We start from the raw sequence: 13935 nt of genomic DNA on the forward strand, positions 1-13935 counted from the left end.
TAATAATCTATTTTCCTAAACAGAATTGAGAGAACAACTGATCAATTAAGCTTTCGTGAACAGCATCACCAATAATTTCACCTAATAGTTCCCACGTTCTTGTTAAATCAATTTGGACAATATCGATTGGAACACCACTTTCAATACCTGTGATGGCCTCATCGATAGCTCCTCTTGCTTGCGTTAAAAGCGCAATATGTCTCGTATTAGATAAATATGTTAAATCTTGAGATTCAATTGTTCCTCCAAAGAAAAGAGCTGCGATTGCTTCTTCAAGCTGATCTACTCCTTGTTCTTGAAGAAGCGAAGTCGTCACTATTGGATGATCACCAGCAAATTGCTGCACTTCCTCTAGATTAATTTTTTGCTCAAGATCTGTTTTATTCACAATCACGATAACGTCCATGCCTTTTACAGCTTCAAATAGCTTTTTATCTTCGTCCGTTAGTTCTTCATTAAAATTCAACACAAGCAAAATTAAATCTGCTTCTTTCAAATACTGACGAGAACGTTCTACACCAATTCGTTCTACAATATCTTCTGTTTCACGAATTCCAGCTGTATCAACTAATCGCAGAGGAACTCCTCGCACATTGACGTACTCTTCGATTACATCTCGCGTCGTTCCAGGAATGTCTGTGACAATGGCCTTTGCATCTTGCACTAAACTATTTAGAAGAGAAGATTTCCCTACATTAGGACGCCCAATAATAACCGTAGCCAATCCTTCTCTTAAAATTTTCCCTTGATGAGAGGTTTGAAGAAGCTTATCAATTTCTTGGCGTACATTTGAAGCTTTTTCAATCAATACTTGGTGAGTCATTTCCTCTACATCGTCATATTCTGGGTAGTCAATGTTTACTTCTACGTGGGCAAGTGTTTCGAGAATTTCCTGCCGTAAATGACGTACTAGCTTGGACAAACGCCCTTCCATTTGGCCAATCGCCATATTCATCGCTTTATCTGTTTTGGCACGAATTAAATCCATGACAGCTTCTGCTTGTGATAAGTCTACTCGACCATTTAAAAATGCTCGTTTTGTAAACTCACCCGGCTCAGCTAAACGGGCACCATTTGCAATAACTAACTGCAGCACACGATTAACGGATACAATTCCTCCATGACAGTTAATTTCAATAATGTCTTCTCTAGTAAATGTCTTGGGACCTTTCATAATGGAAAGCATCACTTCTTCAACGACTTGCTCTGTCTTGGGATCTACGATATGACCGTAGTGAATGGTATGAGAAGCTACGTCTGTTAATCGTTTATTCGAAACGCTTTTAAAGATACGATCTGCAATCGTAATCGCTTCTTCACCACTCAGGCGGACGATGGCAATAGCTCCTTCTCCCATTGGTGTAGAAATAGCCGCAATTGTATCAAAATCTAACACCAACTTCACCTCATTTCATTTTATAAACCTTTTATTTTAAACGATGTTATATACTATCATCGTTAACAATTTTCCACGAACAAAAACATCTATTTTAAGGCCCATGATTTGTATGAACCAAATAAATAGAATACCACAATTCACCGATTTGGAACATCTCTAACGTTCTTCTGTTATGCACAGCAAGAAAAACAGGCAGTATGTACTATTTTAACTTATCCACATGTGAATAACAACGTATGCATCCTGATTTTTTTGAACGCTGGATCGATAAAAATAAGCACATAAAAAAGCACTAGCTTATTTTGCTAGTGCTTTTTGGCAACTGGCTGAACCAAAATACTTCTTTTGGGTTCTTTGCCAACGGATTGTGTTTCAACTAAAGAATTTTTAGCTAACGCTTGGTGAATCATTTTTCTTTCATGAGAAGGCATTGGTTCTAGTTGAACAGATCGATTCGTTTTAATTGCCTGATTAGCTATTTTTAATGCCAGTTTTTCGACCATTTCTTTTCGTTTTTCCCGGTAGCCTTCTGGATTTAATACAACATTTAAAAATTGTTGACTGTATCGATTAGCTACCAATTGTGTGAGAAGCTGGAGCGCATTAAGGGTTTGTCCATGTTTTCCAATCAACATTCCCGCTGAATCGCTACTAATCTCAATTATGCAGTTTCTCGAGGTTTTTTTGACGTTCGTATGAATCGAAATCCCCATTTCACGGCTAACATTTGTAATAAAATGAACCGCTTCCTCTACAGGGTCAACTATTTTTGTAACTTTTACAACTGAGGGTTTTCCCTTAAAGATTCCTAAAAATCCTTTTTTTCCTGGTTCAATTATTTCTACATTTGTTTGATTTCGCTCTACTTCTAAAGCATCTAATGCTTCTTGAACAGCAGCTTCAATCGTCTGGGCCGTAATTGTGATTTCGTTCATTTTTTAACCCCTTCAATATTCGCTTGTTTTAAGTCTGGCCCTTTAATGAAGTAGGTTTGAATAATCATAAATAGATTTCCCACTACCCAATAAAGAGATAAGGCAGCTGGAAAATTGATTGCAAAAACCACAATCATGATCGGCATAACCCAAAGCATCATAGCCATTTGAGGATTTTGATTTGCATTTCCGGCCATCATCATCTTTTGCTGAATAAACGTTGTGATTCCTGCGACAATTGGTAAGATAAATAGCGGATCACGCGCACCTAAATCAAACCATAAAAAGCTGTTGTTTGCGATTTCCGACGTTCGTGTAATCGCGTGGAAAATCCCAATAAGAATGGGCATTTGAATTAGAATTGGAAAGCACCCAGCTAAAGGATTTACTCCGTAAGTTTGGAATAATGCCATCGTTTCTTTCTGCAATTGCTGCTGCGTCTGGGCATCTTTTGAACTGTATTTCTCCTTTAACTTCTGCATTTCGGGCTGAAGTGTCTGCATTGCTTTCGTATTTCTCATCTGTTTAATCATAAGCGGTAGAATAAGTAAGCGAATCAGGATTGTGACAACGATGATCGCAACTCCATAGCTTTTAAATACCTCCGCCAGATACGTAATGACTAATGACAGCGGATACACAACATACTCATTCCAAAAACCTTTACTATCATCTGTAATAGGTTGGTTAATTTCCGTACAACCCGCTAAAACAGTTAATAGAAAGATAAGCGTTATTCCTAAAAACAACTTCTTCTTCACCTGTTTTTCCTCCTTCTACATGTTCACCTTTCAATTCTGAAAGTGCGTCAAAATCCATTATATAAGGATGCGGTAGAAAAACAACAGCTATTAAAGGCTTTTCTTCTATTGTTTATTAATCGTTTTGTCTATGTGTAAGTAATTTGCCACGCTTAAAGACATGCTGCAAGCTGCTTTTAATTTCTTCATAGCTCATTGTTGCAGCAGGCTGCCTTGCAATTACAATATAATCTTTGTCTTGCTTTAAATACGGTGTGAATTCAAACATAATTTGTTTAGCAAGGCGCTTAACTCGATTACGCGTCACGGCATTTCCAATCTTTTTGCCCACGGAGAATCCTACGCGGAAATGTTCTTGATCCGGTTTGTCTAGAACATACAAGACAAATTGGCGATTCGCTACGGACTTGCCCTTTTTAAAAACTGTTTGAAATTCATCATTCTTTTTTATACGATATCTTTTTTTCATTTTTAACAACTCCTGCCCTTTTTCAGGTCATGCTCTTATGTAGTCCCTACAGGAACAGAGGTGATTTTAGCCTTATAAAGCGAAAAAAGACCACTGGCGTCAGTGGTCTATTATGCTGATAATACTTTTCTTCCTTTACGACGACGACGAGCTAAAACTTTACGTCCATTCGCTGAGCTCATACGAGCGCGGAAACCGTGTACTTTACTGTGCTTACGTTTGTTTGGTTGGTAAGTTCTTTTCATCTATAAACACCTCCTCGAGGAATAACTGAAAAAGACAGTCCTTGCAATTATAATGAAAAGACTAAGAAGATGTCAATGTTATTTAAAAAATAAAATTTTCAATCTCTTGGTTTCATTATCTGTTTTACTCAATCTTCTTCATTCTAATATCTTTATAGCCCAATTGTCTATACCTAATCAATAAAATTCATTGATTTATTAAAGAAAAAATTTTTCCTTTTCATCACTTTTTCTTTCTCTAGCAGCTGCGATCGCATCGTTACTGAACAAAACTACAACAATAAATGTTATAAAAAGCCTCTTTTTTATTCAAATTCTGCTCTTAAACCTTTGTGGATAAGTTTTTTCGACATTTTTCTACTTTTCCATTCCTTATCGACAACTCATGCACACTATCTTGTGTTGTGGAAAACTTTTCTCCACAAGGTGTAGTGATTGTGGATAAGTTTCGAAAATTCATTGCATCATGCCGAATTCTTTGATATTATATTTTTGTTTTCACTCTTAATTACTTTTCCACAGTTGGTTTTTATCCACAAACTGTGGACAACTTGTGGACATCATTTCCACTATCACTGTATAAAGTTATCCACACCATGTGGAATCTGTCGAATAGTCGGCTTTCTTCTATAATATATATTTACCCACATAATAGCAATTGTATAAATATAAATTTTTTATGCATAAGGTTTTGTACAGGTTGTACAAGGGTTGTACAGAGTGCATAAAAGCTAGAAAAAGGAGGGATTGCTCGTTGGAAAACATTCATGATTTATGGAATAGAGCTTTAGATCAAATTGAAAAAAAATTAAGCAAACCTAGTTTTGAAACCTGGCTCAAATCGACAAAAGCTCACGCTTTACAAGGAGACACGCTCATTATTACTGCGCCTAATGATTTTGCACGGGACTGGTTAGAATCTAGGTATTCTAATTTGATTGCTGAAACACTTTACGATCTTACGGGGGAAGAGTTAGATGTGAAATTTATTATTCCTCCTAACCAGGCAGAGGAAGAATTTGATATTCAAACTCCTAAAAAGAAAGTCAATAAAGACGAAGGATCAGAATTTCCTCAAAGCATGCTAAATTCGAAGTATACCTTTGATACATTTGTTATCGGATCTGGAAATCGGTTTGCGCATGCAGCTTCTTTAGCAGTAGCAGAAGCGCCGGCTAAAGCCTATAATCCGCTTTTTATTTACGGGGGAGTAGGATTAGGCAAAACACACTTAATGCACGCCATAGGCCACTATGTGTTAGATCATAATCCTGCCGCTAAAGTCGTGTACTTATCATCTGAAAAATTTACAAATGAGTTTATTAACTCTATTCGTGATAATAAAGCAGTAGAATTCCGCAACAAATACCGTAATGTAGATGTTTTACTAATTGATGATATTCAATTCTTAGCAGGTAAAGAGCAGACACAAGAAGAATTTTTCCATACGTTTAATACGCTTCACGAAGAAAGCAAGCAGATTGTCATCTCAAGTGATCGACCGCCAAAAGAAATTCCTACACTTGAAGACCGACTTCGCTCTCGCTTTGAATGGGGCCTTATTACAGACATCACACCACCAGATTTGGAAACACGAATTGCTATTTTACGAAAAAAAGCCAAAGCGGACGGCTTAGTTATTCCAAATGAAGTTATGCTTTATATCGCCAATCAGATTGATTCAAATATTAGAGAATTAGAAGGAGCACTTATTCGTGTAGTAGCTTATTCTTCACTAATTAATAAAGATATAAACGCTGATTTAGCAGCAGAAGCATTAAAAGATATCATTCCTAGTTCAAAACCTAGGGTTATTACGATTCAAGACATCCAACAGATTGTTGGACAAGAATTTAATATAAAATTAGATGATTTCAAAGCGAAGAAACGCACAAAGTCAGTAGCGTTTCCTAGACAAATTGCCATGTACCTTTCTCGCGAACTAACGGATTTTTCGCTTCCTAAAATTGGAGAAGAGTTTGGCGGGCGAGACCATACTACTGTCATCCATGCCCATGAAAAAATCTCAAAACTTGTTCAAACAGATACTGACCTACAAAAACAAATTAAAGAAATAAGTGAATCACTAAAAATATAGGCTTTTTTTACTTGTATTTTGTGTATAAGTGAGTTAGGATTGTACACAGTCTGTCCACATGTGGATAGGCTGTGTTCTCACGTTTTTGGGGGTTATCCACATTTCCACAGCCCCTATTACTACTACTATCTTAAAATATAATAAATAATAAGCTTTTAAACCTACTTTTAAGGAGGATTAATTATTATGAAATTCATCATACAGAAAGACTATCTAGTTCAAAGCGTTCAAGATGTTATGAAAGCTGTATCTTCTAGAACAACAATTCCAATTTTAACGGGGATTAAAATTGTAGCGACTGAAGAAGGTGTTACCTTAACCGGAAGTGATTCCGACATTTCAATTGAATCGTTTATTCCAAACGAAGAAGAAGGAAAAGAGATTGTTGATATCCAAAAACCAGGAAGCGTGGTTCTCCCAGCTCGTTTCTTTAGTGAAATCGTCAAAAAGCTTCCTAAAGACATTGTAGAATTAGACGTCCAAAGTCACTTTTTAACAATCATTCGTTCAGGAAAAGCTGAATTTAACTTAAATGGTTTAGATGCAGAAGAGTATCCTCATTTGCCACAGATCGAAGAAAACAACATGTTTAGATTACCGACAGACTTATTAAAAAACATGATTCGACAAACTGTCTTTGCAGTGTCCACCTCAGAAACACGACCTATCTTGACAGGTGTAAACTGGAAGGTCGATGGCAAAGAATTAACGTGCATTGCCACTGACAGTCACCGTCTAGCTTTGCGAAAAGCGACCATTGAAACTGGAAATGAAGCAACGTATAATGTGGTTATTCCAGGTAAAAGTTTAAGTGAATTCAGTAAGATCCTTGATGATTCTCATGAATTAGTAGACATTGTTATTACGGAAAATCAAGTATTATTTAAAACAAAACATTTACTATTTTTCTCAAGATTATTGGACGGAAATTATCCTGATACTTCAAGATTGATCCCAGCTGATAGTAAAACGGATGTTATATTGAACGTAAAAGAATTCTTGCAATCGATTGACCGCGCTTCTTTATTAGCTCGTGAAGGAAGAAACAACGTAGTAAAACTATCTACGCTGGATGAAGGAATTGTTGAAATCTCTTCTAACTCTCCTGAAATCGGAAAAGTAATTGAAGAGGTACAAAGTCAGTCTATCTCAGGAGAAGAATTAAAAATTTCTTTTAGCGCAAAATATATGTTAGACGCATTAAAAGCGCTCGAAGGAACAGATATCAAAATTAACTTCACTGGTGCGATGCGTCCATTTGTCATTCGAACATTAGAGGATGATTCAATGCTACAGCTGATTTTACCAGTGCGAACATATTAAATCTCAGAAAGCTACTAGCATGCCGTACTAGTAGCTTTCTTTTCTCAGGGAGAATTATTTAGTAAAATAGAGATACATCATTAGAAAGTGAGAGAGTCGCATGAAAACAGAGGTTAAAATTTCAACTGAATACATTACGCTTGGCCAGTTTTTAAAACTAGCAGACGTCATTCAAACAGGTGGAATGGTAAAATGGTTTTTAAGTGAGCACGAAGTATATGTGAACGGGGAGCTAGAAGAGCGCCGCGGACGTAAATTATATGCAAATGACGAAGTGGATATACCGGCTGCAGGATCATTTGTTGTTATTACTTAAAGTTGGTGAAACGTTTGTATATTAAAGAAATTACTTTAACAAATTACCGAAACTATACGAAGACAACGATTCCTTTTGAAAATAAAGTAAACGTCATTTTGGGTGAAAATGCACAGGGTAAAACAAACGTGATGGAATCGATCTTCGTATTATCTATGGCTAAATCTCATCGTACATCCAACGATAAAGAATTAATTAAATGGGACTGTGAGTATGCAAAGCTATCGGGCATTGTAGAAAAGCATAGAGGGCCTGTTACACTGGATTTAGTCATCTCAACAAAAGGGAAAAAAGCAAAATATAATCACATTGAGCAGAAAAAACTCAGTCAATATATAGGATCAATTAACACTGTCATGTTTGCTCCGGAGGATTTGAACCTAGTCAAAGGGAGTCCGCAAGTAAGGCGCAAATTTATCGATATGGAAATTGGTCAAGTTTCGCCTGTTTACATGCATGATTTAAGCAGGTATCAAAAGATCTTGCAGCAAAGAAATCAATATTTGAAGCAGCTGCAGACAAAAAAACAAACGGATCTTTCACTTTTAGACGTACTTACGTTACAGTTAAGTGAAATGGCGGCGAAAATCTTAAAAAAACGTTTTGAGTTTTTACAGTTACTTCAACAGTGGGCAGAGCCTATTCATAAAGGGATCAGTCGAGACTTAGAAACATTAAAAATTGAGTATAAGAATTCAATTGATGTATCAGAAGATGCAGATTTGTCGAAAATGTTAGAAGCATATCATCAAAAGTTTGATAAAATAAAAAGTAGAGAAATTGATAGAGGTGTCACCTTAGCAGGACCACACCGTGATGATCTTCTTTTCTACGTTAATGAAAAAGACGTTCAAACATTTGGTTCACAAGGGCAACAGCGGACGACTGCTTTATCGTTAAAGCTTGCTGAAATTGAGTTAATTCATCAAGAAGTAGGTGAATATCCAATCTTGCTTTTAGACGACGTATTGTCTGAATTAGATGATTTTCGTCAATCACACTTGCTAAATACCATTCAAGGAAAAGTTCAGACGTTTGTAACGACAACGAGCATTGAAGGAATTCATCACGAGACCTTAGAAAAAGCCGCTACATATCACGTAGAAGCTGGCCAAATTCAAAAGGTCAAATAGTAATTGATCTGTCTAAAAATTTTTCACAAGGCAATCTAACTGAAATATGATATCATTATAGTTTTAAGTTATATATTTCAACTCGTACCCTCGATTATGAAATTTTGTGCATAAGTAAACAAATTGCAAATACATTAAAGGCTCCGTATTATTTCCACATAATATTCGAAAAACATAATACAAAATGATAAATACAGCAGTTTGCTGTTAAAAAAAAGTGTAGGTGATACATTTGACGATGGAACAAAAAGAAGTACAAGCATATGAAGCTGATCAGATACAAGTATTAGAAGGATTAGAAGCTGTTCGTAAACGTCCTGGGATGTATATTGGATCGACGAGCGCAAAGGGTTTACATCATCTTGTATGGGAAATTGTAGATAATAGTATTGATGAAGCGCTGGCCGGCTATTGCGATGAAATTAATGTCATTATCGAAAAGGATAATAGTATTACAGTCAAAGATAACGGTCGTGGAATTCCGGTTGGTATTCAAGAAAAAATGGGCAGACCTGCCGTTGAAGTTATCTTAACGGTTCTTCATGCCGGAGGTAAATTTGGCGGCGGCGGCTATAAAGTATCTGGTGGATTACACGGTGTAGGTGCCTCAGTTGTTAACGCACTTTCTACCTCTTTGGAAGTGCACGTACATCGTGACGGTAAAGTTCATTATCAAAAATATGAACGAGGTGTACCGGCTGCTGACTTAAAAGTAGTTGGAGAAACAGATAAAACAGGTACTGTTATTCAATTCCATCCAGACGGTGAAATTTTTACAGAAACGCTTGAATACGACTTTGATACGTTAGCTAATCGTCTGCGTGAGTTAGCTTTCTTAAATCGCGGCATTAAAATTACGATTGAAGACAAACGTGAAGAAGATAAAAGACGTGAATATCACTATGAAGGCGGAATTAAGTCTTATGTTGAACACTTAAACCGTTCGAAAGAAGTGATTCACGAAGAGCCGATCTATATTGAAGGTAATCGAGATAACATTTCTGTAGAAATTGCTATTCAATATAACGATAGCTATACAAGTAATTTATATTCTTTTGCAAACAACATTCACACATATGAAGGTGGAACGCACGAAGCAGGATTTAAAACAGCGTTAACGCGTGTAATTAACGACTATGCACGTAAAAACAGCGTATTTAAAGACAGTGACGCCAATCTAACGGGTGAAGATGTTCGTGAAGGAATTACAGCTATCATCTCTATTAAGCACCCAGATCCGCAGTTCGAAGGACAAACAAAAACAAAGCTGGGAAATAGTGAAGCAAGAACAATTACTGACTCTGTATTTGCAGAACACTTAGAAACGTACTTGCTAGAGAACCCTATTGTGGCGAAAAAGGTAATTGAAAAAGGTTTAATGGCTGCAAGAGCAAGAATGGCAGCTAAAAAAGCTCGTGAGCTCACAAGACGTAAAAGTGCGCTTGAAATCTCAAACTTACCGGGTAAATTAGCAGACTGTTCATCAAAAGATCCTTCTATTAGCGAACTCTATGTAGTAGAGGGTGACTCTGCCGGAGGTTCAGCTAAGCAGGGAAGAAGCCGTCATTTCCAAGCTATTTTGCCTTTACGCGGTAAAATTATCAACGTAGAGAAAGCGCGTTTAGATAAAATTTTATCTAATAACGAAATTCGTACAATCATTACCGCTCTAGGAACGGGTATTGGTGACGATTTTGATATCTCGAAAGCACGCTACCATAAAATTGTGATTATGACAGATGCAGACGTAGACGGTGCACATATTCGTACGCTTCTTCTAACGTTCTTCTATCGCTATATGAGACAGATTATTGAGCATGGATATGTGTACATTGCCCAGCCGCCTCTTTACAAAGTTTCACAAGGTAAAAAGGTGGAGTACGCGTACAACGATCGTCAATTAGAAGAGGTATTAGCTTCTTTCCCTGAAGGCGCAAAGCCAAACCTTCAGCGTTACAAAGGTTTAGGAGAGATGAACCCTGAACAATTATGGGAAACAACAATGGATCCAGAGTTCCGTACCCTTCTTCAGGTGAACTTGCAAGATGCAATTGAAGCTGATGAGACATTTGAAATTTTAATGGGCGACAAAGTAGAACCACGCCGTAATTTCATTGAAGAAAATGCTCAGTACGTAAAAAATCTCGATATTTAAATGAACGGTAATACCCTTTATATTTTTTATAAAGGGTATATAAACGTCAGGATAGAGATAGGTTCTATCCTGCGTTTACATATATATGAATTACTATACTGAACTTCGCGAAGGAGGTTCTTATCGATGTCAGATAAACCAAACTCTCAAATAAGAGAAGTAAATATTAGTCAAGAAATGCGCGCATCTTTTTTAGATTATGCAATGAGCGTAATTGTATCGCGTGCTTTACCAGATGTAAGAGACGGACTTAAGCCTGTGCACCGTCGCATTTTATATGCAATGAATGATTTAGGTATGGGATCGGATAAGCCATATAAAAAATCAGCTCGTATCGTAGGAGAAGTAATTGGTAAGTATCACCCACACGGTGACTCAGCTGTATATGAAACAATGGTTCGTATGGCACAAGATTTTAGCTATCGTTATATGCTAATTGACGGTCATGGAAACTTTGGATCTGTTGATGGAGATGCAGCAGCAGCTATGCGTTATACAGAAGCAAGAATGTCAAAAGTTTCGATGGAACTGTTGCGTGACATCAATAAAGATACAATTGATTACCAAGATAACTATGACGGTTCTGAACGTGAACCAATTGTATTACCTGCTAGATTTCCAAATTTACTTGTAAACGGTTCAGCCGGAATTGCGGTAGGTATGGCGACAAATATTCCTCCGCATCAGTTAGGGGAAGTCATTGACGGCGTTTTAGCTGTAAGTCAAGACCCTGATATCACAATTGCAGAGTTAATGGAGATTATTCCAGGCCCGGATTTCCCAACTGCAGGACAAATTCTTGGCCGCAGCGGAATTCGTAAAGCTTATGAAACTGGAAAAGGTTCTATTATTGTTCGCGCAAAAGTAGAAATTGAAGAACAAAGCAATGGTAAACAAACTATTATTGTTCATGAACTACCATACCAAGTAAATAAAGCAAAGCTAATTGAAAAAATTGCTGAGCTAGCTCGTGATAAGAAGATTGATGGAATTACGGATTTACGAGATGAGTCTGACCGTTCAGGTATGCGTATTGTTATTGAAGTAAGACGTGATGCAAATGCAAATGTTTTATTAAACAACTTATATAAGCAGACATCTCTTCAAACAAGTTTTGGTATTAATACCCTTGCATTAGTAGATGGACAGCCAAAAGTATTGAACTTGAAGCAATGTCTACAGTACTACTTAGACCATCAGGTAGTGGTTATTCGTCGTCGTACTGAATTTGAACTTCGAAAAGCAGAAGCACGTGCGCATATTTTAGAAGGTTTAAAGATTGCTCTTGATAATTTAGATGCTGTTATTGCTTTAATTAGAGGTTCTCAAACAACAGATATTGCACGTGAAGGATTAATGACTCAGTTTTCGTTATCTGAAAAACAAGCGCAAGCTATTTTGGATATGCGCCTACAGCGTTTAACAGGATTAGAGCGAGAGAAGATTGAAGCGGAATATCAATCTTTATTAGCGCTAATTGCTGAATTAAAAGCTATTTTAGCAGATGAAGAAAAAGTATTAGAAATTATTAGAGAAGAACTAATAGAAGTAAAAGAAAGATTCAATGACGGACGTCGAACAGAAATCGTAAGCGGAGGAGCGGAAATTATCGAAGACGAGGATCTGATTCCTCGCCAAGATATTGTTATTAGCTTAACGCACAACGGCTATATTAAACGTTTGCCTGTTTCTACGTATAAGAGTCAGCGAAGAGGCGGAAGAGGTATTCAAGGAATGAATACAAACGAAGATGATTTCGTTGAACATCTTTTAACAACTTCTACTCATGATACGATTCTCTTCTTTACAAATAAGGGAAAAGTCTATCGGACAAAAGGATACGAAATTCCAGAGTACGGAAGAACGGCTAAAGGGATACCTATTATTAACTTGTTAGAAGTAGACAAAGGTGAGTGGGTAAATGCCATCATTCGCGTCGATGAATTTGTAGACGATTGGTATCTATTCTTTACTACAAAACAAGGAATTTCTAAGCGTACACCTTTATCTTCTTTTGAGAACATTCGAAATAGCGGACTTATCGCCTTGAATTTAAGAGAAGAAGATGAATTGATTTCTGTTAAATTGACAGATGGTAAGCGCGATATGGTTATTGGAACGAAGAAGGGTATGTTAATTCGTTTTAATGAAAATGATGTTCGCTCAATGGGACGTACGGCTACTGGAGTTAAAGGGATCACTCTCGATTCAGAAGATGAAGTAATCGGTATGGAGATTCTCGAAGAACAATCAGATGTCTTGATCATTACGAAAAATGGTTATGGAAAACGTACGCCGATTGAAGAATATCGTGTACAAACAAGAGGCGGTAAAGGTTTAAGAACATGTAATATCACTGATAAAAATGGTGATGTTGTCGCACTGAAATGCGTATCTCAAGAAGAAGATATTATGCTTATCACAGTAAGCGGCGTTCTTATCCGTGTTTCTGTTTCAGATATTTCACAGATGGGCCGTAACACACAAGGTGTCAAAGTCATCCGTTTAGGAGACGAAGAGTTTGTTTCAACGGTTGCAAAAGTACAAACTTCAGAAGATGAAGACGAAGTATTAGATGAATTAGATGAACATGAAGAGACAGATATAGTAATTGAAGCTGAAGAAACGGAAGAATAAAAAGAGCCCCTGAAAAATCAGGGGCTTTTTTTATGTAAAAAAACCTTGCCGTAGGCTTTTCATTTTGGTAATATATAAAAAGTCAGCAAAATACATATAACTTTTTTAGTAGTTTTAAAAAAGTTATATAAAAGTGTTGACAACGATTCTTATAAAGTGTTATTATATAGGAGTCGCTTTAAGACAAGAGTTCTTTGAAAACTGAACGAAATAGTAAACGTCAACGTCAACGTTAATTTTTATTTTTTAAATGAGCAAGTCAAACATTTCTTCGGAGAGTTTGATCCTGGCTCAGGATGAACGCTGGCGGCGTGCCTAATACATGCAAGTCGAGCGAACTGATTAGAAGCTTGCTTCTATGACGTTAGCGGCGGACGGGTGAGTAACACGTGGGCAACCTGCCTGTAAGACTGGGATAACTTCGGGAAACCGAAGCTAATACCGGATAGGATCTTCTCCTTCAT

11 protein-coding genes and 1 rRNA gene are annotated in these 13935 nt (G+C 37.0%); 7 read left to right on the forward strand and 5 right to left on the reverse strand.

All coding sequences use genetic code 11. The annotated features are described in order from the left end of the window. Positions 1-7 precede the first annotated feature (7 nt). The 5 genes from mnmE to rpmH form a co-directional block, all read right to left on the reverse strand. A complete protein-coding gene (mnmE, locus tag MMB68_RS19825; protein WP_013085566.1) occupies positions 8-1396 on the reverse strand; it encodes a tRNA uridine-5-carboxymethylaminomethyl(34) synthesis GTPase MnmE in 1389 nt (462 codons plus the stop codon). A gap of 308 nt (positions 1397-1704) precedes the next feature. After that, the gene (gene jag, locus MMB68_RS19830) at positions 1705-2334 is read right to left on the reverse strand and encodes an RNA-binding cell elongation regulator Jag/EloR (protein ID WP_221785925.1); all 630 of its coding nucleotides are present in this window, start codon (positions 2332-2334) and stop codon (positions 1705-1707) included. Then, positions 2331-3095, reverse strand: coding sequence for a YidC family membrane integrase SpoIIIJ (gene spoIIIJ / locus MMB68_RS19835; RefSeq protein WP_013085568.1), 765 nt, complete (start codon positions 3093-3095; stop codon positions 2331-2333). Before spoIIIJ ends, jag begins: the two co-directional genes overlap by 4 nt. 115 nt (positions 3096-3210) lie before the next feature. Continuing rightward, on the reverse strand, positions 3211-3564 hold the full coding sequence (gene rnpA / locus MMB68_RS19840; RefSeq protein WP_013059929.1) for a ribonuclease P protein component: 354 nt from the start codon (positions 3562-3564) through the stop codon (positions 3211-3213). A 110-nt stretch (positions 3565-3674) separates the two neighbouring features. After that, positions 3675-3809 (reverse strand): 50S ribosomal protein L34, encoded by a 135-nt coding sequence (rpmH, locus tag MMB68_RS19845; RefSeq protein WP_013059930.1) that lies wholly within the window; start codon positions 3807-3809, stop codon positions 3675-3677. A 754-nt stretch (positions 3810-4563) separates the two neighbouring features. On the opposite strand from rpmH, the gene dnaA reads away from it, so the two are divergent. The 7 genes from dnaA to MMB68_RS19880 form a co-directional block, all read left to right on the forward strand. Beyond that, positions 4564-5907 (forward strand): chromosomal replication initiator protein DnaA, encoded by a 1344-nt coding sequence (gene dnaA / locus MMB68_RS19850; RefSeq protein ID WP_028409768.1) that lies wholly within the window; start codon positions 4564-4566, stop codon positions 5905-5907. 186 nt (positions 5908-6093) lie between these two features. Then, the gene (gene dnaN, locus MMB68_RS19855; protein WP_013054821.1) at positions 6094-7230 is read left to right on the forward strand and encodes a DNA polymerase III subunit beta; all 1137 of its coding nucleotides are present in this window, start codon (positions 6094-6096) and stop codon (positions 7228-7230) included. Positions 7231-7330: 100 nt separating this feature from the next. Continuing rightward, complete coding sequence (yaaA, locus tag MMB68_RS19860) at positions 7331-7546, forward strand: S4 domain-containing protein YaaA (RefSeq protein ID WP_013054822.1); 216 nt, start codon at positions 7331-7333, stop codon at positions 7544-7546. 14 nt (positions 7547-7560) lie between these two features. Continuing rightward, positions 7561-8679, forward strand: a complete 1119-nt coding sequence (recF, locus tag MMB68_RS19865) for a DNA replication/repair protein RecF (protein WP_013054823.1) — start codon at positions 7561-7563, stop codon at positions 8677-8679. 238 nt (positions 8680-8917) lie between these two features. Beyond that, positions 8918-10834, forward strand: coding sequence for a DNA topoisomerase (ATP-hydrolyzing) subunit B (gene gyrB, locus MMB68_RS19870; RefSeq protein WP_028411910.1), 1917 nt, complete (start codon positions 8918-8920; stop codon positions 10832-10834). Positions 10835-10960: 126 nt separating this feature from the next. Then, positions 10961-13471, forward strand: coding sequence for a DNA gyrase subunit A (gene gyrA / locus MMB68_RS19875; protein WP_221785927.1), 2511 nt, complete (start codon positions 10961-10963; stop codon positions 13469-13471). Positions 13472-13739: 268 nt separating this feature from the next. Continuing rightward, positions 13740-13935 (forward strand): 16S ribosomal RNA (locus MMB68_RS19880); the annotation flags it as partial.

Source organism: Priestia sp. Y58, assembly GCF_029522095.1.
GTDB classification, from domain to species: domain Bacteria; phylum Bacillota; class Bacilli; order Bacillales; family Bacillaceae_H; genus Priestia; species Priestia megaterium_E.